The sequence below is a fragment of the Olivibacter sp. EAT-5 genome (assembly GCF_044784325.1).
Lineage (GTDB): Bacteria > Bacteroidota > Bacteroidia > Sphingobacteriales > Sphingobacteriaceae > Olivibacter > Olivibacter oleidegradans.
Genome location: NZ_CP173028.1, coordinates 1,852,427 through 1,872,929, shown reverse-complemented (window position 1 = coordinate 1,872,929; position 20,503 = coordinate 1,852,427). Strand labels below are relative to the sequence as shown.

15 protein-coding genes and 2 tRNA genes are annotated in these 20,503 nt (G+C 41.8%); 10 read left to right on the top strand and 7 right to left on the bottom strand.

Features of this window, described 5'->3' with window-relative positions:
* Positions 1–41: 41 nt before the first annotated feature.
* Positions 42–2,186, bottom strand: a complete 2,145-nt coding sequence (locus ACH11B_RS07580) for a prolyl oligopeptidase family protein (protein ID WP_130854545.1) — start codon at positions 2,184–2,186, stop codon at positions 42–44.
* A 160-nt stretch (positions 2,187–2,346) separates the two neighbouring features.
* On the opposite strand from ACH11B_RS07580, the gene ACH11B_RS07575 reads away from it, so the two are divergent.
* Entirely contained in the window at positions 2,347–5,022 is a 2,676-nt protein-coding gene (locus tag ACH11B_RS07575) for a glycosyl hydrolase 2 galactose-binding domain-containing protein (RefSeq protein ID WP_377613194.1), read from the top strand.
* 190 nt (positions 5,023–5,212) lie between these two features.
* The gene (locus ACH11B_RS07570; RefSeq protein WP_130854547.1) at positions 5,213–5,962 is read left to right on the top strand and encodes a UDP-2,3-diacylglucosamine diphosphatase; all 750 of its coding nucleotides are present in this window, start codon (positions 5,213–5,215) and stop codon (positions 5,960–5,962) included.
* 117 nt (positions 5,963–6,079) lie between these two features.
* Here the strand turns inward: ACH11B_RS07570 and ACH11B_RS07565 are convergent, their stop codons facing one another.
* Complete coding sequence (locus ACH11B_RS07565) at positions 6,080–7,366, bottom strand: sugar MFS transporter (RefSeq protein WP_130854548.1); 1,287 nt, start codon at positions 7,364–7,366, stop codon at positions 6,080–6,082.
* A gap of 133 nt (positions 7,367–7,499) precedes the next feature.
* Here ACH11B_RS07565 and prfA point away from each other — a divergent pair, with 133 nt between their 5' ends.
* The 8 genes from prfA to tsf all read left to right on the top strand — a co-directional run bounded on the left by prfA (position 7,500) and on the right by tsf (position 13,134).
* Entirely contained in the window at positions 7,500–8,573 is a 1,074-nt protein-coding gene (prfA, locus tag ACH11B_RS07560) for a peptide chain release factor 1 (RefSeq protein WP_013664739.1), read from the top strand.
* 70 nt (positions 8,574–8,643) lie between these two features.
* Positions 8,644–8,717, top strand: a tRNA-Asp gene (locus ACH11B_RS07555).
* A gap of 51 nt (positions 8,718–8,768) precedes the next feature.
* Positions 8,769–8,842, top strand: a tRNA-Asp gene (locus ACH11B_RS07550).
* 155 nt (positions 8,843–8,997) lie between these two features.
* Positions 8,998–10,362 carry an MATE family efflux transporter gene (locus ACH11B_RS07545; protein WP_130854549.1) on the top strand — a complete coding sequence of 455 codons (1,365 nt, stop codon included), beginning with the start codon at positions 8,998–9,000 and terminating at the stop codon, positions 10,360–10,362.
* A 131-nt stretch (positions 10,363–10,493) separates the two neighbouring features.
* A complete protein-coding gene (gene rplM / locus ACH11B_RS07540; RefSeq protein ID WP_013664737.1) occupies positions 10,494–10,937 on the top strand; it encodes a 50S ribosomal protein L13 in 444 nt (147 codons plus the stop codon).
* Positions 10,938–10,948: 11 nt separating this feature from the next.
* Entirely contained in the window at positions 10,949–11,335 is a 387-nt protein-coding gene (gene rpsI, locus ACH11B_RS07535) for a 30S ribosomal protein S9 (RefSeq protein ID WP_013664736.1), read from the top strand.
* Between the two features lie 18 nt (positions 11,336–11,353).
* On the top strand, positions 11,354–12,178 hold the full coding sequence (gene rpsB / locus ACH11B_RS07530; protein ID WP_013664735.1) for a 30S ribosomal protein S2: 825 nt from the start codon (positions 11,354–11,356) through the stop codon (positions 12,176–12,178).
* Positions 12,179–12,294: 116 nt separating this feature from the next.
* On the top strand, positions 12,295–13,134 hold the full coding sequence (gene tsf, locus ACH11B_RS07525) for a translation elongation factor Ts (protein ID WP_013664734.1): 840 nt from the start codon (positions 12,295–12,297) through the stop codon (positions 13,132–13,134).
* A gap of 174 nt (positions 13,135–13,308) precedes the next feature.
* On the opposite strand, the gene ACH11B_RS07520 is transcribed toward tsf, so the two are convergent.
* From ACH11B_RS07520 to ACH11B_RS07500, 5 genes are all read right to left on the bottom strand, one after another.
* Positions 13,309–14,847: a YifB family Mg chelatase-like AAA ATPase gene (locus ACH11B_RS07520; RefSeq protein ID WP_013664733.1), complete on the bottom strand. Its 1,539-nt coding sequence runs from the start codon at positions 14,845–14,847 to the stop codon at positions 13,309–13,311.
* A gap of 98 nt (positions 14,848–14,945) precedes the next feature.
* Complete coding sequence (ffh, locus tag ACH11B_RS07515) at positions 14,946–16,286, bottom strand: signal recognition particle protein (protein WP_013664732.1); 1,341 nt, start codon at positions 16,284–16,286, stop codon at positions 14,946–14,948.
* Between the two features lie 134 nt (positions 16,287–16,420).
* Positions 16,421–17,272, bottom strand: coding sequence for a DUF2911 domain-containing protein (locus ACH11B_RS07510; protein WP_377613193.1), 852 nt, complete (start codon positions 17,270–17,272; stop codon positions 16,421–16,423).
* Positions 17,273–17,424: 152 nt separating this feature from the next.
* Positions 17,425–19,167, bottom strand: a complete 1,743-nt coding sequence (locus ACH11B_RS07505) for a glycoside hydrolase domain-containing protein (protein WP_377613192.1) — start codon at positions 19,165–19,167, stop codon at positions 17,425–17,427.
* A 63-nt stretch (positions 19,168–19,230) separates the two neighbouring features.
* Positions 19,231–20,502 carry a sugar MFS transporter gene (locus tag ACH11B_RS07500; RefSeq protein WP_377613191.1) on the bottom strand — a complete coding sequence of 424 codons (1,272 nt, stop codon included), beginning with the start codon at positions 20,500–20,502 and terminating at the stop codon, positions 19,231–19,233.
* Between the last annotated feature and the right edge of the window lies 1 nt (position 20,503).

Here is a 20,503-nt window from a genome sequence, read left to right as displayed (position 1 = left end):
AATTTTTAGCTCCCCTCTTTTATTAGTTCTATATTTCACATTTATTCGCTATACCCAACCCCCATATTCTGAAACATAAAAGCCCATTTATCGGCTTGTTCCTGAATAATCATAGCTGTTGGTTTACCTGCACCGTGTCCGGCCTTCGTTTCGATTCGAATCAATACCGGATTGGTTCCCTTATTGTATTCCTGCAAGCGCGCCGCAAATTTGAAACTATGAGCAGGCACAACTCGGTCGTCATGATCGGCTGTTGTTACCATCGTTGCCGGGTATTCAATCCCTTCTTTTAATGCATGATAGGGCGAATATTTATACAAATAATCAAACATTTCTTTATTATCATCCGCGGTTCCGTAATCGTAGGCCCAACCAGCGCCGGCCGTAAATTTGTGATAACGTAACATATCCAGAACACCCACCGCAGGGAAGGCGACTTTATATAAATCCGGTCGTTGCGTCATAGCGGCGCCGACAAGTAAACCACCATTGGATCCACCGGAAATTGCCAGACGCTCTTTTGATGTATAGTTTTCTTTAATGAGGTATTCGGCGGCGGCTATAAAGTCATCAAACACGTTCTGTTTCTTCAATTTAGTTCCTGCTAAGTGCCATTTTTCTCCATATTCGCCGCCGCCACGCAAATTGGCTACTGCATAAACACCTCCTTGTTCCAACAATAAAACTGTTGATACACTAAAGGAAGGCGTTAGACTGATATTGAAGCCGCCATATCCATATAACATCGTTGGATTGCTACCATCAAGTACGATCCCTTTTTTATAGGTTATAATCATCGGAACCTTCGTGCCATCTTTAGACGCATAAAACACCTGTTTGGATTCGTAATCCTCAGGGTTGAACAACACATCGGGCTTTTTGTATATTGTCGACTTACCAGAAGCTATATCATATTTGAAAATGGTGGGTGGATATACATACGATGTAAATGAATAGTAAAGCTCCTTTTCGGTCTGTTTTGCCTCAAAGCCATTGGCCGTACCAAGTCCAGGTAATTCTACGATTCGCTCTTCTTTGCCACGCCTATCAAATTGTTTTACTAAAGACGTAGCATCTTTTAAGTAAATGGCGAACAATTTGCCGCCGCCTTTCTTTATGTTCAGCACATTTTCGGTTTCCGAGATCAAATCTTTCCAGTTGGCGGGTTTTGGATCGTTAATATCAACTGTTACCACTTTATAGTTTGGTGCCCCCAAGTTTGTTAAGATAAATAGCGAGTCTCCTTCGTTATCGATTATGCTGTGTTCTTTGTCAAAATTATCTACTACCTGAACGATTTTAGAATCCGGCTTGCTTAGATCCTGGATATACAATTCATTGCCACTTGTGGTATTTGCTGCCGTGATAACCAAAAACCTTTCATCCTCAGTTAAATAAGCCCCGATATATCGCCTCGGCGTACTTTCGCCACCAAAAATCAGTTCATCTGAACTTTGGGGAGTGCCTAGTTTATGGAAATACAATTTATGATATTGTGTCAAACCCGACAGCGCGCTCCCCTCTTTCGGTTTGTCATAGCTACTGTAATAGAATCCTTCATTGCCTTTCCAAGCCAAGCCTGAAAATTTAACATCGATCAATGTATCACCTACGACTGATTTATCTTCTGCTTTCCAAACAATTACTTTGCGCCAGTCGGAACCGCCTTCTGAAACCTGATAGGCTACTAAACTTCCATCTTTACTGAAATTGATATCTGCCAAAGATGTGGTTCCGTCGGCCGAAAATTTATTGGGATCCAAAAACACCTCACTCTTACCCTCTTTTTCTTCTCGGTATATAACCGATTGATTTTGGAGTCCGTCATTCTTAAAGTAGTATGTATAATTGCCTTCTTTGAAGGGAGCCGATATTTTCTCGTAATTCCACAATTTCTCCAAACGTTGCTTGATGGCGTCTCGGAAGGGAATCTGAGAAAGGTAGTCATTTGTCACTTCGTTTTGGGCTAACACCCATTCTTTGGTATCCACCGCTGTATCGTTCTCCAACCAACGGTATGGATCAGGAACTTTCGTGCCAAAATGATCGTCAACAAGATCAATCTTTTTTGTTTTTGGATAAGGCTTTAATTTCATAGCTGTAGCTGGTTCGATGGTTTTTTGATTATTGTTGCATGCCATCAAAAAAGATGCTAGCAGCAACAATCCTGAGTACGTTTTTACCATGTTGAATAAATAAAATTTACATTGTGAATTATTTGTTCAATATTACAAATAAAAAAGCCTCTTTTGAATACGGAATCGATTCCTTTCCTTATTTTTACAATAAATCCTTAGGTTTGCCAAGGAAAAAGCTTCCGCCAAACTGTTTTAATAAAACTTACAAATGAATACCGCTATACCGTCGACTAAAACGATTTATTTACTAACTCTTCTCACGCTTTTCTCCTTATTTTCCTTTGCACAATCATACGAATTGAACAAAGGTTGGATATTCAGGAACTACAAAGAAGTATCCTTGTCGGGTGAGAAACTTTCTGATCCTTCTTCAGTCATTCAAGGCTGGAAGCCGGCCACTGTACCGGGAACAGTATTGACCGGTATGCTGAATAATCAGGAGATTCCGGATCCTTTTTTTGGCATGAATAACAACAAGATCCCGGATATTTATACAGTTGGCAGGGATTATTACACCTATTGGTTCGTGAATGATTTTGAAGAAGGCATTCCAACCGGCGATAAACAGGTATGGTTGCATTTTAGAGGAATCAACTATAGTTGTGAAATCTTTCTCAACGGTAAAAAAGTGAATACTAAACCCTTCAAAGGGATGTATATCCGCAAGCGATTCAATATTACAAAGCTCCTTGCTTCAAATGGCAAAAACAGGTTAGCCGTCATTGTGTACCCACCTGACGTTGTAGGCAATCCAAATGGCGGACAAGGCGGAGATGGCACCATCGCCAAAAATGTTGGGTTACAATACACTGCTGGTTGGGATTGGATTAAACCTATACGGGATAGAAATACCGGCATATGGGATAAAGTAACGATTGAAAAAACGGGTGCTATTTCCATTATCGATCCCCATATCATTACGGAAGTTCCCGGAAAAAGGGAAACCAGTGGCATCCAGCAACCTGCCATTATTAAAGTTTCCACAACTTTGCGCAACGCGGCCAATAGACCTATAAGTGGCGCGCTGCAGTATCGCTTAGATGGACAATTAGTTAAGCAAAGTGTTACTCTTCGTCCTCAGGAAGAAAAGGAAATAAAACTCCCGGATTTAATCTTAAAGAACCCAAAGTTATGGTGGCCATCGAATTATGGACAACCCTATTTGTATCCCATGGAGCTAAGTTTTGTACCCAATGCAGCCAAAACCACTAGTGATAAAAAAGATCTGAAAATAGGTATCCGGGAGATTCAAACCTACTGGAATCCACATACACGTAGCCGGGAGGTAGCGGTTAACGGTCAAAAAATATTCATCAAAGGTGGCAATTGGATCATTTCAGATGCGATGCTTCGCTTCTCAAAAGAACGTTATGACGCCGAAATTCGCTTTCACCGGGATATGAATCTAAATCTTATTCGAATTTGGGGTGGTGCGTTGGTGGAGCGACCGGAATTTTACGAAGCTTGCGATCGTTATGGGCTACTTGTCTTTCAGGATTTTTGGATGTCCGGCGATTGTAACGGACGATGGGAAGATCCATTGAAGAAAGACGATCAATGGACAAGGCGACAATACCCGGATGACCATCAATTATTTCTTGAATCTGCTGCCGATATGATCAAAATGATTCGAAACCATCCCTCTTTAGCATTTTATTGCGGTGGTAACGAAATCACACCTCCTGATGATATTTTAGTTCCACTCCGGGATTCCATCTTGCCGAAATTGGATGGCACCAGATGGTTTGTTGATTATTCCAATTCAGATGCTATGTCGCAAAACGACATTGGTGGGAACGGCGATGGCCCATACGGAATACAGGACATCAAAACATTTTGGGCTGATAAAACCTGGCCCTTTAATTCGGAAGTTGGCTCCGTTGGTGTGGGCGACCTGGAATCATTGAAGCGATTTTTACCGGAAGAAAATCAAATTGCACCCTTATTCACGGGCTTTAACGCCGAGGGTCGAGTACAGGAAACCGTAGACTCGGTTTGGCAATATCACACCTATATTGGCTATGGTGAACATATAGCGCCTTATGGAAAAACAAACAATTTGGAAGATTTCGCAAACAAGGCGCAACTAGTCAATTATAATCAATACAGGGGCCTGATGGAGGGCTTCAGTGCCCATATGTGGGATTGGTATACGGGTACAATCATCTGGAAGACGCAGAACCCCTGGACTTCCTTGCGCGGTCAAATGTACGACTATTACCTCGATCCAAATGCTGGTCTTTATGGCTTAAGGAGTGGCAGCGAACCATTACATGCTATGTATAATCCAGTAGACGGTTTTGTTTCCATTGTCAACAACCATTTTGAAAAACGTAACAATATAATGCTTGTTATTCATGCATACGACATGCAAGGGAAAGCTTATCCAATAACAAAGGTATTTGCATTTATGGAACCTTCATCTGTTAAAAAAATCATGTCCATCAAAAAGCAAATCGACGAATTGGCAAAAGACAAAGGGGCTTTTTTGCGTCTACAGTTAATGGATGCAGGGCAACACCTATTAAGCGACAATTTCTATTGGTTGCCTGATGCGAAAGGTTATTATAGCGGTTTAACAGATATGGCCAACTGTAAGCTCGATATTCAAGTCAAACAAATCACACCTGGAGAATATGCGGTCACACTGGCCAATAATGAACACGATAATATTGCCTTTTTCAACCGGCTTGCTTTGGTCGACAATCGTACGCATCAACGGATCTTGCCAACTTTTTATAGTGACAATTATTTATCGGTAGTCCCCGGTGAAAAAAAGACGGTCATGATAAGTGTTGATCCTGCGCTAACTCGAGGCAAACAAGTTGTTTTGACAAACGCAGGTTGGAACGTGAAACAAACAGCGGTACTGATTTCCGAATAACAGCTCACTGTAAAACGAAGGTTTTATTTCTTTCTCGCTTTGGCTTGATAATTTTTAGTTTCATCTCACTTGCCAAAAACTTGATTAAGGGAAGCCTTCCTATAATCTTAGTCTATTATACAGATAAGCAGAAGCCATATCCCAAAAGCAAGCTTTTTAAATAAGCTTGCTTTTGGTTACCTTCGCGTCGATGGTAGAAAACAAAAAGATATATTTCGCCTCCGATTTTCACCTAGGCGTGCCAACCTATGAGAAAAGCCGTGAACGGGAGGCCCGACTGGTTCGCTGGCTTGAATCCATTAAACATGATGCCGCCGAGCTTTACCTTTTGGGAGATATTTTTGATTTTTGGTTCGAATATGCAACAGCCGTACCGAAAGGATTTGTTCGCTTTTTAGGCAAGCTCGCAGAATTAGCAGACAGCGGAATCAAGATCACGTTCTTCAAGGGCAATCACGACATGTGGATGTTCAGTTATCTTCAAAAGGAGCTTGGGGCTAAAATTATAGCAGACGAATTGGTTATTGAACGGCAAGGAAAGCGTTTTTATCTGCATCATGGAGATGGCCTGGGCCCAGGGGACGCTAAATACAAGTTTCTTAAAAAATTCTTTAGAAGTAAATTTTGCCAATGGCTCTTTGCCCGCATTCACCCCAATCTAGGAATTGGTATCGCGCTGCGGTGGTCGCAAAACAGTCGAATCGCCAATAATAAGAAAGAATGGCGCAAGGAAGCTGAACAAGAATGGCTGATTGTATATTCCAAAGAAGTATTACAAAAAGAACATTTCGATTATTTGGTTTTTGGTCACCGGCATCTACCCTTAGACATCGATCTGGGGAACAACAGTCGATACATCAACCTTGGCGAATGGGTAAACTACAACACATATGCTGTTTTTGATGGGCATAATTTGGAACTAAAAACATTTGAAGGGTGATAGGTAACACGATAGCTTTACATGGTTACGGCCTTAACCGAATATCCGGCGCCACTACCAGCCTATTAGCAGATAGTGACGCCTCCTTATCATTTTCATACGTTAACACATTATTCGCTATATATCCGCTTGCAAGGCGGGTGGTGTTTTTATCTTTTTTCTCGACCGCAGATATAAAACCAATCCGGCAAAAATAATGGTCAATACAATGGGGATAACGAGTGTAATTCTAATTACCTCCGGTCCTGCTAAACTTTTAGCCTGATTGAGTGCCTGATTCATCGATGTCCCTTCCGCTGCACTCAAATAGGTAGCAAGATCAGCACCGGCAGGAAGGTAATTTAGTACCAACCCATCGTAAAAGTTCCCCATAAAAATACTATAAATAGATACGGCGAACATTCCGGCGCCTCCCATTAGATTTAATCCTAATGCGCCGGATTGAGGAATATGTTCTGCGACGAAGCCGATCATCGTTGGCCAGAAATAACAAACCCCTATACCAAAAACAATAGCCGCAAAAAATATAGCATTACCGGTTAAGGTACTGAGAAGGTATAGGCCTATTGCCGAAACCATTGCTGATAAAAGCAACACACCCTGTGGCGACAAGCGATGTACGATAGGTCCTGCCAAACCTCTCCCCACTACCATTACACCGGTAGTAAGTGTTAATATGAGGATGGCATTATTTGTTAAATTTTTCAACAGCACGTCTATCCATTGCCCGGTAAACAACTCAGTTACTGCCGTACCAAACATACAGATCAACATAACGATAAATAGAGGAGATAGTACCGCTTTGTACATATCGGTTGTAGAATATCCGGAAGCCACACGCTCTGTAACCGGAAATTTTAAAGAGGAAAACAGATAACCATAGACTAGGGTAGGAATGATCATAATCGCCACCTGCCACTGCCAGCCAATTTCCAGCGTATTCAACAATAAAACGATGAGGGTACCAATAACGATCCCACCAGGGAACCACAAGTGAAAATGGTTCAATTTAACTGTTTTATTATCAGTATACAGTGAAGCAACCAAGGGATTACATGCCGCTTCAACCGTACCATTAGCAATACCTATCAGTAGTGTTGAAATAAACAGTGTCCAATAACCGGCTGCAAATACCGTTAATAATATTCCTGACAAATGCAGTATAAAGGCTACCACTAGTAGCTTTTTCATTCCGATAGCATCCACCACAAAACCGCCGATAATAATCGCCAGAGGGAAACCCCAAAATGCAGACGCCGTAATGACACCTAGTTCCGCTGTGCTCAAATGAAAATCGATAACTAGCTGATTCATGATACCTGCCCTTATACCAAAAGAAAGAGAGGTTACCAGCAAAGCTAAACAGCTTGCTACAAAAAGTTTGTTGCGTTCAATCGCTTGCATAATAAGGCTTTTAAGTTTATAATTACCCAAAAGTAAGTTTTTTTGGCTAACTATCGCAATTGCATATGAAAAGCATTTTATCTAAGTTTGTAAACTTTTTGCCCAACGGGGTGAAAAAGCAAATCATACTAGTATGTTAGAGAAGTTAGAAGCGATAAAATTACGTTGGGAAGAAGTAGAACGTGAATTGAGCAATCCGGATACGGTAAACGACATGAAGCGTTTTGCAAAGCTTAACAAAGAATATAAAGACTTAGGTAAAATCGTTGATGAATATTATATCTACAAAAATATCATCAGCAATATAGAAACCAATAAGGATATACTAGCCAATGAGAAGGATCAGGAACTGAGGGAGATGGCCAAAGAAGATTTAGATGCCTTACTTGTTCAGAAAGAAGAAAAAGAAGAAAAAGTAAGACTTATGATGATTCCCAAAGATCCGGAGGATGCCAAAAATGCCATTTTCGAGATCAGAGGGGGGACCGGTGGGGACGAGGCTGCTTTATTCGCAGGTGATTTATATCGTATGTATACTAGGTATTTTGACCAGAAAGGGTGGCGGGTCGAAGTAATGGATGTTACGGAAGGTACTGCAGGAGGATATAAAGAAGTTATCTTAAAAGTAAGTGGTGAAGACGTTTATGGCCAATTAAAATATGAATCAGGCGTACACCGCGTACAGCGCGTACCGGATACGGAGACTCAAGGCCGAGTACATACTTCAGCCGCTTCTGTCGCAGTACTACCCGAAGCAGAGGAGGTGGATGTGGAAATCAATCCTGCTGATATTGAAATGCAAACATCCCGCTCGGGAGGTGCCGGTGGTCAGAACGTTAATAAAGTAGAAACGAAGGTGCAATTAACGCACAAACCTTCGGGGATTGTAGTTGTATGTCAAGTAGAGCGCTCACAGCTAGCGAATCGTGAGCTAGCGATGGAGATGCTACGGACTAAATTATACGAACTGGAAGTACAAAAGAAACACGGGGATATCGCAGCCAAACGGAAAACGATGGTATCTACCGGCGATCGCTCGGCCAAAATACGCACCTATAACTATCCCCAAGGGCGGGTAACCGAGCATCGTATTGGTTTGACCATGTATAACCTTCCGGCTATTATGGATGGTGACATTCAGGAAATTATCGATGCGCTTCAATTTGCTGAAAATGCTGAAAAAATGAAAGAAGGCGGTCTCGAATAATTTTTTTAACAAAAAGATTTTAATTTTAAAAAAACGCGCTATATTTGCAGTCCTCAAAAGAGGGGAAGTAGGTCCGGTAGTTCAGCTGGTTAGAATACATGCCTGTCACGCATGGGGTCGCGGGTTCGAGTCCCGTCCGGACCGCTGAGAAGAAAGTAATAGGCTTTCGAAGTTCTTTATAAAATTTAATGTTTAGGTCCGGTAGTTCAGCTGGTTAGAATACATGCCTGTCACGCATGGGGTCGCGGGTTCGAGTCCCGTCCGGACCGCTTTCAATCTCTGCTTATTTTATGCAGGGATTTTTTTTTCTCCTATTTTTCTCCCGAGTATAAAGATAATGGATAGGAGAAACGTCATCATACAATAAAACTGAGGTCATATAATACGCTTGTTGTTACAACAAGCTTTTTCTTTTTCTATCAATATGCACGGATTAGGATTGCTTCGTAATGAGGCGGGCAAGACTTTGAAACTTGCAGGCCCTATAATTTTAGGTGAATTGGCACAAATGGCATTAAGCCTTATCGATACTGCCATGGTCGGCTCTGTTAGCTATAAGCAACTTGCAGCTGCGGCATTGGTAATGAGTGTCGTGAACATCCCTTTTGTCTTAGGGATAGGCATGACGATGTCCGTTTCTCAAATGGTAGCCATGGCCCACGGGCGAAATGACGCCCAAAAGGTCTCTCATTATTTATACAATGGGTTTATCCTTTGCTCATTTACGGCCATCATCATTTCACTCGGATTAGAATGCAGCAAAGATATCTTGTTCCACTTAAAGCAGGATCCGGAAGTAGCCGAAATGGCCGTCCCTTTTTTAAGAATTATCGGAATATCCATTATTCCCATGATGCTGTTCATGACCTTAAAACAGTTCACCGACGGCTTGGAATATACACGAACAGCCATGACGCTATCCCTTATTGCTTTGCCTCTCAATGCATTTCTTAACTGGCTACTGATTTTTGGAAATTGGGGGCTGCCAAGGCTAGAATTGGTAGGAGCGGCATGGGGAACCTTAATTACCAGAACGCTTATATTTTTAGCATTAACCTTTACAATCCTTAAACATAAAACTTTTAAACGTTACATGGCCGCTGGTCGTACACACTGGAAATTCAGTTGGCATACGATCAAAGAATTGCTGAGGATCGGTATACCCAGCAGTTTACAAGCCGGTATGGAGGTTGGGGTTTTTGCTGTTTCCGCTATATTGGTTGGTACCATTGGCGCTGTCGAACAAGCAGCGCATCAGATAGCCATGAACTGTGCCGCTTTTACCTTTATGGTATCCATGGGATTGGCTCAAGGAGGTTCGATCCGCGTAAGCAATGCTTACGGTCGAAACGATTGGAACCATATTCTGACTATTGGCAAGAGCAGTATCCTGACGGCGCTTTGTTACGGCGTTCTCTGTTTTGTAATTTTCATATCCTTTAACGACTTTTTACCAATGCTTTTTAATGATAATGTAGAAGTGGTAAAATTAGCTTCCTACTTACTGATCTTTGCTGCTATTTTCCAAATATCCGACGCCACGCAGGCGATCTCCGTTGGACTATTGAGGGGAGCGAAAGATGTGAAAATTCCGACCTTCCTGGTAGGTATTGCATATTGGGTAGTGGGTTTGCCCATAGGCTACTTCCTGGCCTTTAATTTAGATATGAAAGCTCCAGGTATCTGGACAGGCTTAATTATTGGCCTCAGCTTAGTGTCCATTTTTTTATCAATACGATTTTTACGATTGAAAAAACATATTGCAATCACGGACGGTATGTCGTTGTAAAAAGAGAAAACTTACTCAGTATCAATATATTTTTTAATAATATTTTTAAAATACGAATTTTTCTGTCTACCTTTGCAGTCCTTTAAAATAAGGAAAAAAGTATATTGTTTAATTAATTCAAAATCAAGCAAGTGAATACGTTAAGTTACAAAACTGTCTCAGCCAACAAAAACACCGTTAACAAAGAATGGATCGTTGTTGACGCTGAAGGTGAGATTTTGGGGCGCTTGTCATCTCAGATTGCCAAGGTAATCAGAGGTAAGCACAAGCCTACGTACACCCCACACGTAGACTGCGGAGATAACGTCATTGTTATTAATGCAGACAAGATTAAGTTGACAGGAAACAAATTAGGCGAAAAGCAATATGTTTCTTACACTGGTTACCCAGGTGGTCAGCGTTTCATTTCTCCCAAAGAATTATTGGCAAAGCACCCTACCCGTGTGATTGAGAAGGCGGTACGTGGCATGCTTCCTAAAAATCGTTTAGGTCGCGCTTTGTACAGAAATTTATTTGTGTATGCAGGTCCTGAGCACCCTCACGCGGCACAAAATCCTAAAACAGTTAAATTCTAAAGAGAGAAGAAATGTCAACAACAAACACTTCAGGAAGAAGAAAAACCGCTGTTGCCCGTATTTATTTATCTGCTGGTAGCGGCAACATTACCGTAAATGGTAAAGATTACAAAGAGTATTTCCCTACATTGCCATTGCAATATATTGTTACTCAAAGTACAGAAGTTGCCGGAGTTGCCGGTAATTTTGATGTAAAAGTTAACGTAGCTGGAGGAGGCGTAAAAGGACAGGCAGAGGCCGTGCGTTTAGCAATTGCTAAAGCATTGGTAGAGCTTAACCCAGAGGTGAAATCTGCATTACGTGCCAAAGGATTGATGACTCGCGATGACCGGATGGTTGAGCGTAAGAAACCGGGACGTCGTAAAGCACGTAGAAGATTTCAATTTAGTAAACGTTAATTTAAGGAGGATCAAACAATGGCAAGAACAACATATCAGGAATTACTGGATGCAGGTGTACACTTTGGTCACCTTACCCGTAAATGGGATCCGAAAATGGCTAAGTACATTTTCATGGAGCGCAATGGCATCCACATTATCGATTTGAACAAAACTTTAGCAAAGCTTGAAGAAGCCGCTTCAGCTATTAAGCAAATCGTAAAATCAGGACGTAAAGTATTATTTGTAGCTACAAAAAAGCAAGCTAAAGATATCGTTGCTGAACAAGCAAAAGCAGTAAACATGCCTTATGTTACTGAGCGTTGGTTGGGTGGTATGCTTACTAACTTTGCTACTGTTCGTAAGTCTATCAAAAAGATGTCTAACATCGATAAGATGACTAAAGATGGTACTTACGACGTATTATCAAAGAAGGAGAAGTTAATGATTCAACGTGAGCGTATTAAATTGGAAAACCTATTAGGTGGTATTGCCGATTTAAACCGCTTGCCTGCTGCGCTTTTCATTATTGATGTAAAGAAAGAGCACATTGCAGTTAGCGAAGCGCTAAAATTGAACATTCCTACCTTCGCAATGGTAGATACAAACTCCGATCCTACCAACATCGATTTCCCCATCCCGGCGAATGACGATGCTACGAAATCAATTACGTTGATTACAAACGTAATCAAGCAAGCGATTATAGAAGGATTGGAAGAACGTAAACGTGATAAAGAAGAGGAAGCAGAGAAAGAAGCTGCAGCAGCAAAGGCGAAAGTTGATAGTGGGGAAGAGCCGGCAGCTGAAGTTGCTCCTAAACGTGAACGTAAAGCAGAAGCTACGGAAGCAAAAGACGGAGAATAATTAAATCCAAGTATGGGTTAGGGGTCACCTCCGGTAAGCTTGCTGAAGTTATGCTTACCGTGCGGAACTCGTAACCCATAACTTATTTATAAAGCATATTAAAAAAGGAAAATAAAATGTCTACAGTACAAATTTCTGCATCAGACGTAAATAAATTGCGCCAACAAACAGGTGCTGGTATGATGGATTGCAAAAAAGCCTTAGTGGAAGCCAACGGCGATTTTGAGGCCGCAGTTGATTACTTACGTAAAAAGGGAGCTAAAGTGGCTGCTAGCCGCCAGGATCGCGACTCTAACGAAGGTGTTGTTATTGCAAAAACAACTGCTGATGGCAAACGTGGCGTAGTTGTTGAAGTAAACTGCGAAACAGACTTTGTTGCAAAAAATGCTGATTTCATTGCTTTTGCTGAAAGCGTTGCCGATGCCGCTATCGAAGCTGCTCCGGCTACTTTGGAGGATTTGAAAGCATTAAGTATCAATGGAGCAAAAATTGCCGATTTATTGATAGACCAAACAGGTAAAATCGGAGAAAAAATTGAGGTTTCTAAATATGAGGTGGTGACTGCAGATAAAGTCGTTCCTTATATTCATGGTAACTATCGTTTAGGTGTATTAGTAGGCTTAAGCGCAGACGTGGCAGGTGCAGAAGATGCAGGTAAAGATGTGGCTATGCAAATTGCTGCGATGAATCCCGTTGCTATTGATAAAGATGGCGTTGATGCTCGTACAATTGAACGTGAATTAGAAATTGCAAAAGAGCAAATCCGTGCTGAGGGAAAACCTGAAAATATGGTGGAAAAAATTGCTCAAGGTAAATTGAACAAATTCTACAAAGATTCAACTTTATTGAATCAAGAGTTTGTTAAAGATAACTCAAAAAGTGTTGCTCAATTCCTTGATAGTGTTTCCAAGGGATTAACAGTCACTGCATTTAAACGCGTGCAATTAGGCGCTTAATTATTTTAGTTGTTGGTTGCTGGTTATTAGTTGTTAGTAACCCAATCGGCAATAATCATTCTTCAGAAAAGCCTTTCTTTAAATTCAGGAAGGCTTTTTCTGTTTCAATGGACCTAGTCACTTATTTAAGAAGTTAGTTACGGATAACCAGCAACTAATAACAAATAACGATTACTACCCTGCCCAAGCTTCTCTGTCTAAGCTTCTATAATGGATTGCTTCAGCTAAATGATGCACTTCGATTTCCGGATTTCCATCAAGATCGGCAATGGTTCTGGCGACCTTCAAAATACGATCGTAAGCTCGAGCTGAAAGCCCCAATTTTTCCATCGCATTTTTTAACAGTGTTTGCCCAGCGGCATTGACTTTACAGAGCTCACGTACTTTCTTTGTATTCATTTGGGCATTATTATGCATTTTGTCTTCTCTCTTGAATCGCTGCTCTTGCATCTCCCTTGCTCGTATTACGCGACTCCTTATTGTTTTACTCGATTCTGCACGTTGCTTCGCTGTTAATTCCTGAAAGTTTACGGGTGTAACTTCTACATGTAGATCGATCCGATCAAGTAGAGGACCCGACACTTTACTTAAGTAGCGTTGAACATGCATAGGTGAGCATACGCAGTCTTTATCCGGATGGTTATAATACCCGCAAGGACAGGGATTCATGGAAGCGATTAGCATAAAACTAGCGGGATAATCTACGGTAAACTTAGCGCGGGAAATAGTGATTTGTCTTTCTTCAAGAGGTTGCCTTAACACCTCTAAAACAGAACGCTTAAACTCGGGGAGCTCGTCCAGAAACAACACACCGTTATGTGCTAATGAAATTTCGCCCGGTTGGGGGTTCCCTCCACCACCAACCAATGCCACATCGCTAACCGTATGATGTGGGGCACGAAAGGGCCTTATCGTCATGAGCGAGCTAGAAGCGGCTATCTTCCCGGCCACTGAATGTATTTTAGTCGTTTCCAACGACTCTGATAAACTTAACGGCGGCAGGATAGACGGTAATCTTTTGGCTAGCATCGTTTTACCGGCACCGGGCGGGCCAATCAGGATAACATTATGCCCGCCTGCTGCCGCAATTTCCAATGCGCGTTTGATATTCTCTTGCCCTTGTACATCAGCAAAATCGGTGTCGTAATTATTGGCGTTATTTAAAAACTCGGCTTTCGTATCAACGAATATTCGCTCAAAGGTCTTCTCTTCATTTGCAAAAGCAATCACTTCACTGATATTTTCCAGGCCATATACCTCCAGATCTCCGACTACAGCTGCTTCTCGAGCATTGATCGCCGGTAACACGATACCTTTGAATCCCTCCTTTTGCGCTTGGATAGCAATTGATAAGGCTCCCTTAATGGCTTGTAGGCTACCGTCCAGTGATAATTCGCCCAGTAAAAGATATTTATCAAGCTTATGTGCATTAATTTGGCCAGAAGCTGCCAAGATACCTATAGCCATCGCTAAGTCATAGGCTGATCCCTCCTTCTTAATATCAGCGGGTGCCATATTGATAACGATTTTCTGCCTCGGCATTCGGAGACCGGCGCTGTGTAGAGCGCTCTCTACTCGAAATGTACTTTCTTTTATAGCACTATCAGGCAGTCCGACGATGAAGTATTGTGTCCCCGAGGATATATTGACCTCAATAGTAATTGTTGTGGCCTTAATTCCATAAACTGCGCTGCTAAAAGTTTTTACTAACATATTTTTAGGTTTAGTACAGTTAAGAAGCCCCAAGATAATAAAAAAGGCGGTATCACGAAAGAGATACCGCCCATTTAAGCCATTTTATACTGCCTGACCTATTTTCCAAAAGGCGTACGGGGCATTCCTCGCATCATTTTAGCAGCTAAGGAAGGATTTGAGAATTGCTTCATCATTTTCCGCATATCACTGAATTGCTTCATTAATTTATTAACGTCATTGATATCGGTACCCGAACCCTTTGCGATTCGCATACGTCTTTTCTGGTCGATTGCGTCCGGATTTTCCCGTTCATATGGCGTCATCGATCCAATAATAGCCTCGATCGGCTTAAAGGCGTCATCGTCAATATCAATATCTTTAATAGCCTTCCCAACACCCGGTATCATTCCCATCAAATCCTTCATATTTCCCATCTTTTTGATTTGCTGGATCTGACTAATAAAGTCGTTAAAATCAAACTTATTCTTACGGATCTTTTTCTGTAAAGCGGCCGCCTCTTTTTCGTCGAACTGTTGCTGTGCACGTTCAACCAATGATACTACGTCACCCATCCCAAGGATACGGGACGCCATACGGTCAGGATGGAACACGTCCAAAGCATCCATCTTTTCACCGGTACCGATAAACTTAATTGGCTTGTTTACAACCGATTTGATCGAAAGCGCCGCACCACCCCTTGTGTCACCATCTAATTTAGTCAACACAACACCGGTAAAATCCAAGCGGTCATTAAAAACTTTTGCTGTATTAACGGCATCTTGACCCGTCATGGAGTCGACAACAAACAAAATCTCATGCGGATTCGTGGCTTCTTTAACAGCTGAAATTTCGTTCATGAGTGCCTCGTCAATGGCTAAGCGACCCGCGGTATCAACAATAACTACGTTCTGCCCATTACGTTTAGCCGCAGCAACTCCCTCTTCGGCGATGGCGATAGGATCTTTAGACTCCCGATTCGTGTATACAGGTACATCCACTTGTTGGGCTAATACCTCAAGCTGATCGATTGCCGCAGGACGGTAAACATCACCCGCAACCAACAAAGGTTTTTTACCTCTTTTCTCCTTTAGGTATTTCGCCAACTTCCCGGTAAAAGTTGTTTTACCCGCACCATTTAACCCCGCAATTAATATAACCGTTGGATTTTTACCAAGCTCCAGATCTGTCGCAGTGCCACCCATAAGTTGGGTAAGCTCATCATTCATGATCTTGGTTAACAACTGACCCGGAGAAATGCTCGTGAGGACATTTTCACCTAAAGCCTTTTGCTTCACTTCATCGGTAAAAGCTTTAGCTGTTTTATAGTTAACGTCGGCATCCAGCAAGGCTTTTCTTATTTCCTTTACGGTCTCCGCTACGTTAATCTCGGTAATATTTCCCTGCCCCTTTAGAACTTTAAAGGCCCTGTCTAACTTATCCTGTAAACTATCAAACATAGATTAAGTAAAAATTCAAAAGTAAAAAATAAATTCTATCTCAGATCAACTAATCCACCTTTGTAAGGCGGATAAAAAGACTTCTAAGTGCCTGTCACTTACTTAACATAGTAACGGGCCACAAAGATACAGAATTATTTTGCCTTCTCTATAATTTGACTATTAAGACGGATGTACTCGTCGCTTTTTGCCTTCTCGGCAACCTGCTTACCCAATTCTGCAGTCGCCTTAGCACCGGCTTTATCTCCTTTTTTCAGTTGTATTTGTGCCTTCCAATAGTACGGATAAGGCAAGGCCGGATTCGCTTCTACCGCTTCGTCCGCCCAAGTAAGCGCTTTATCCAAATCCTTATTGTTATTTAAATAGTATTGTGCAGCTGCTAAATAGGGTTTTTTATCGCCCTTCATCGCCTCATCAATGGAAGCCATAATTTCGGCATCTTGATTTACCTGTATAGGAAAGGTAACTTTTGTGTTCTCCCATGCGATAGCTAACGTTGCTTCGGTGGCTGTAACTTCCGGAAAACTAATAGTAAAAGTTTCAACTTTACTTTTTGTTTGCTCCAGCTTCACATTAAAACGCAACACATCGTCCGCCTGCTTATATTCATAAGCACCCCATTGTTTGCTATCCTTATTCAAGATGATGGTCCACTCGTTTTTATTAGGGATCGTAAACAAGCCATAGGTGCCGGCAGGTATCGTTTTTCCGTTAATTATTACATCCCCGCTAAATGTAAGCGTGGTAGCACCGTTTGCACCTGTACGCCAAACAGCACCATAAGGTTCTAAGCCACCAAAAATCTTACGCCCCTTTACATTTGGCCTTGCATAGCTGATGGTAATCTGACTGATACCTAAGTCTTGTGTAATGATTTGTTTGCTACTTGCCGCAGGCATTTTTAATCCTTGAGAAAAAGCGTTGTCTATAGTCAGTGTAGACAAGGCCAGCATAAGCATGACAATATTCAAAAAATTTCGTTTCATAAAATGTGTAGGATAAAAAGTATGGTTACCAATAATGCTATTTTGTCCCGAAGATAAGTATTTCTGCCTACTTCCTGCCATGAAAATTTATCAGTAACGCATCATTTAGCATTGGTAAATAATGGCCAAAAAAGATCGAGCAATAAATTCATTTAAAAACTATTCAATATAGCTTTCGCCTCGTTGACGAAAGTAGAGGCCGGTGTTTCAGATAGCGCATCCGTTTCAAACGCTTTGATTTTCATTTCCAACTTTTGAAGCTCTTCGTTTCGCCCCTCCTTTTTCAACTGTGCCCGTATTATCTTCGCCTTTTCGTAATCTTGTATTCCTTCCACCAGTCGTTCAAACCGAATGGAACTCCTAACTCCCGGATAAACCAGCCAGGCATCGCCCGCCAACCATGTACCATAACGTGTATCTTGCAAAGGACGGGGCCCCCAGCAGTTAAAGGCCCAGCGCAAGTAGCCGTCAAAATCCTTGTTGAGCGCATACCATGCCAGCCAGGTGGATTCAGCATAAGAGGATGATGTAAACGTATTAGGGAAAGGTTCGGTACAACAAGTATAAAACGTGGTTGTAAAACCGCTGCGCCGCCGTTTATTAATTAAATCGGGACTTAATTCATGTCGTAAAGCAACACAGTAGTCCAGCAACTGATCGTACAGCTCCGGATGGTCGGCTCCCGCAAGTGAGATATTAAAGTTTGGATCTGCTTCTTTGATGACTGCAATTGCTTCTAACATATCCTTCATCGCGCGCTCATCCATTGCAATGGTTGTCTTATCAAACCAGCCCTTGGACTTGAGATGCTTTGCAAAATCTATGAGCATACCTTTCCAATGATTTTTATACGCTGTCTCTCCAGGCTTGGCTTCCAACACTTGCTTCTTTCCGCTCGCTTCATCAAAGTAATAGAATTTCAGGTTCCAGGGAATCATACTATAACAATTTATAAATTTCTTGATTCCCAAACTCATCATAAACTCTACCCATTTATCAAAAATGCTATAATCGTATTCCCATTGCCCATTTTTCTTTTTCGTCCATTTAATCATACTCTCATATATATCGTATGTTTGTCCGTTCCATGGATCATAGATAATACTTGCTGTAATAGATTTTTGCCCTGCCTGCGCCAACATTTCCATATACGGTCTCATCGCATCGAAATGTGCTTTCGTCCAGGGCTTCACGCCATAAACCCGGGCAACGGAATACGGATTTTGCCATAAATCTAAATGGTATGACCAATCTTTGGCTTCGGGAAGAATCCGATTCAATACGTTGATTTCAAAGGGTAATATTTTCGTTTCTTGCGCAGACTTGATGATCAGCTGTCCTCGATAACTGCCAGATTTGGCCTCTTGTGGAACTTGTATACTAAGCCATATAGGCCGCGTCGTATTTTCCACTAGCGGAAGGACCGTACTCGTATCTATTAAATCGGCTACAAGGGAGGTATCTAAACCCTTGGGAATACCGCATCCCGACTTAAGATCTCCCAAATGATCCGTTAGTACATAGCGAACATATCCTATCTTTATTTTATCAGGGGCAATGCGGCTTCCCTGATCATCTTTTAATTCAGAAACCGTTAGGGAGATTTGCTCTATGGGCGTTTTTGACCATACCAAAGCTTGTGCATGCACCTTTTCGCCTCGCCAAGCCCTTTCCTTCCATTGGTCTTTCAATTGGCTTTTTTTTGGTGGCGCTGTATGTTTAAAAGCATCGTCTACAGAAACAAAACTTGCGTTTAATCCGTTTTCAACCTGAAGCCAGTCACTAGCCGGAGCAGGATAGGGATCCTTAAGTTCCTGAATAATAGCTCGATTTACTTCTTGTGCTTGCGCATAAGCTATACTTAGTATAGCGATAAACAGGCAAATTTTCTTCATAATTTAGTTTAATGAAAAGCCTTCAATGAGGGTATCATTGAAGGCTTGGTATGTATGTATTCGTTATTTTTTAACCAGCTTATGGCCGGCAATCGCGTAATACCAAATTACCAGATAGCAAGGAACCATAATCCAATAGGCTTGTTGGGGATTCCAGGCATCGGCTAAGGCACCATAGCCAAGTGGAATTAAGGCCCCACCGCATATCCCCATCACCAATACGGAAGAAGCCGCCTTGGTAAAACGTCCTAAACCGGCCAAGGCCAACGGCCAAATTGCGGGCCAAACCAGGGAGTTGGCCAAGCCCAGTAAAGCCACACAAGCTACTGATACATATCCGCTGGTAAAAATAGCGCCGAGTGATAGGAATAATCCCAACAAAGAGCATAATTTCATTGCGGTTTCTTGCTTAAGATACTTCGGTATACATACGATACCTATAATGTATCCGATGACCATACTGATCATGGTTCCCAACGTAAAATATTTAGCTGTTTCCAAGGCGATTCCTTGGGATGAACCATAGCTAATGATCGTGTCGCCTGCCATTACTTCTACCCCTACATAAAGAAATAAAGTAAAAACACCCAAGATCAAATGAGGAAAATCAAATAAACTATTTTTACCTTCATTCGTAGTTGCAACCGTTTCGTCCTCCGCATCTGTATCTATTTCTGGAAGACCGGAACGATAAATTAAAAGGGCAAGCAGCGCAAGGACCGCTATTATAGCGATATAAGGAAAAATTACGCGTGAGGCCAACTCATTAAGTTCAGCTATCTTCTGCGCTTCCGGCATCGTTTCTATTCTAGCGGTCAGCTTATCTGCATCTTTGAGCATAACCGTACCTAAAATAACCGGAGCCAACCCCCCGGCTAACTTATTACATATCCCCATAATACTAATCCTTTTTGCCGCACTTTCCGCAGGACCAAGGATAGTTATATAAGGATTTGACGCTGTTTGCAAGATGGCAAGACCACTCCCCTGAACAAATAAGCCCAATAAAAACAGGGCATACGTCCTTGTCATGGCAGCGGGAATAAAAATAAGTGCACCGATTGCTACGATTATCAATCCCACCGACATCCCGTTCTTAAACCCAAAAATTTTCAATGTTTTGGTGGATAAAGGAGCCATTACAAAATATGCTATATAAAAAGCAAAGGCTACGAGGTAGGATTGAAAATGATTGAGTTCGCAAGCAATTTTGAGATATGGAATAAGAACGGAGTTAAGCCAGGTAACAAATCCAAAGATGAAGAATAATGCTCCGATAATAACAATCGGGTTTACACCGCTTTTCGTGACATTAGCGCTGGGATGTTGGTTCATG

Coding starts and splice junctions, on each gene's coding strand:
- ACH11B_RS07580 (WP_130854545.1), bottom strand. CDS start 2,186: ATGGTAAAAACGTACTCAGGATTGTTGCTGCTAGCATCTTTTTTGATG.
- ACH11B_RS07565 (WP_130854548.1), bottom strand. CDS start 7,366: ATGCAAGCGATTGAACGCAACAAACTTTTTGTAGCAAGCTGTTTAGCT.
- ACH11B_RS07505 (WP_377613192.1), bottom strand. CDS start 19,167: ATGAAGAAAATTTGCCTGTTTATCGCTATACTAAGTATAGCTTATGCG.
- ACH11B_RS07510 (WP_377613193.1), bottom strand. CDS start 17,272: ATGAAACGAAATTTTTTGAATATTGTCATGCTTATGCTGGCCTTGTCT.
- rpsI (WP_013664736.1), top strand. CDS start 10,949: ATGTCAACAACAAACACTTCAGGAAGAAGAAAAACCGCTGTTGCCCGT.
- ACH11B_RS07545 (WP_130854549.1), top strand. CDS start 8,998: ATGCACGGATTAGGATTGCTTCGTAATGAGGCGGGCAAGACTTTGAAA.
- ffh (WP_013664732.1), bottom strand. CDS start 16,286: ATGTTTGATAGTTTACAGGATAAGTTAGACAGGGCCTTTAAAGTTCTA.
- prfA (WP_013664739.1), top strand. CDS start 7,500: ATGTTAGAGAAGTTAGAAGCGATAAAATTACGTTGGGAAGAAGTAGAA.
- ACH11B_RS07575 (WP_377613194.1), top strand. CDS start 2,347: ATGAATACCGCTATACCGTCGACTAAAACGATTTATTTACTAACTCTT.
- ACH11B_RS07500 (WP_377613191.1), bottom strand. CDS start 20,502: ATGAACCAACATCCCAGCGCTAATGTCACGAAAAGCGGTGTAAACCCG.
- ACH11B_RS07570 (WP_130854547.1), top strand. CDS start 5,213: ATGGTAGAAAACAAAAAGATATATTTCGCCTCCGATTTTCACCTAGGC.
- ACH11B_RS07520 (WP_013664733.1), bottom strand. CDS start 14,847: ATGTTAGTAAAAACTTTTAGCAGCGCAGTTTATGGAATTAAGGCCACA.
- tsf (WP_013664734.1), top strand. CDS start 12,295: ATGTCTACAGTACAAATTTCTGCATCAGACGTAAATAAATTGCGCCAA.
- rpsB (WP_013664735.1), top strand. CDS start 11,354: ATGGCAAGAACAACATATCAGGAATTACTGGATGCAGGTGTACACTTT.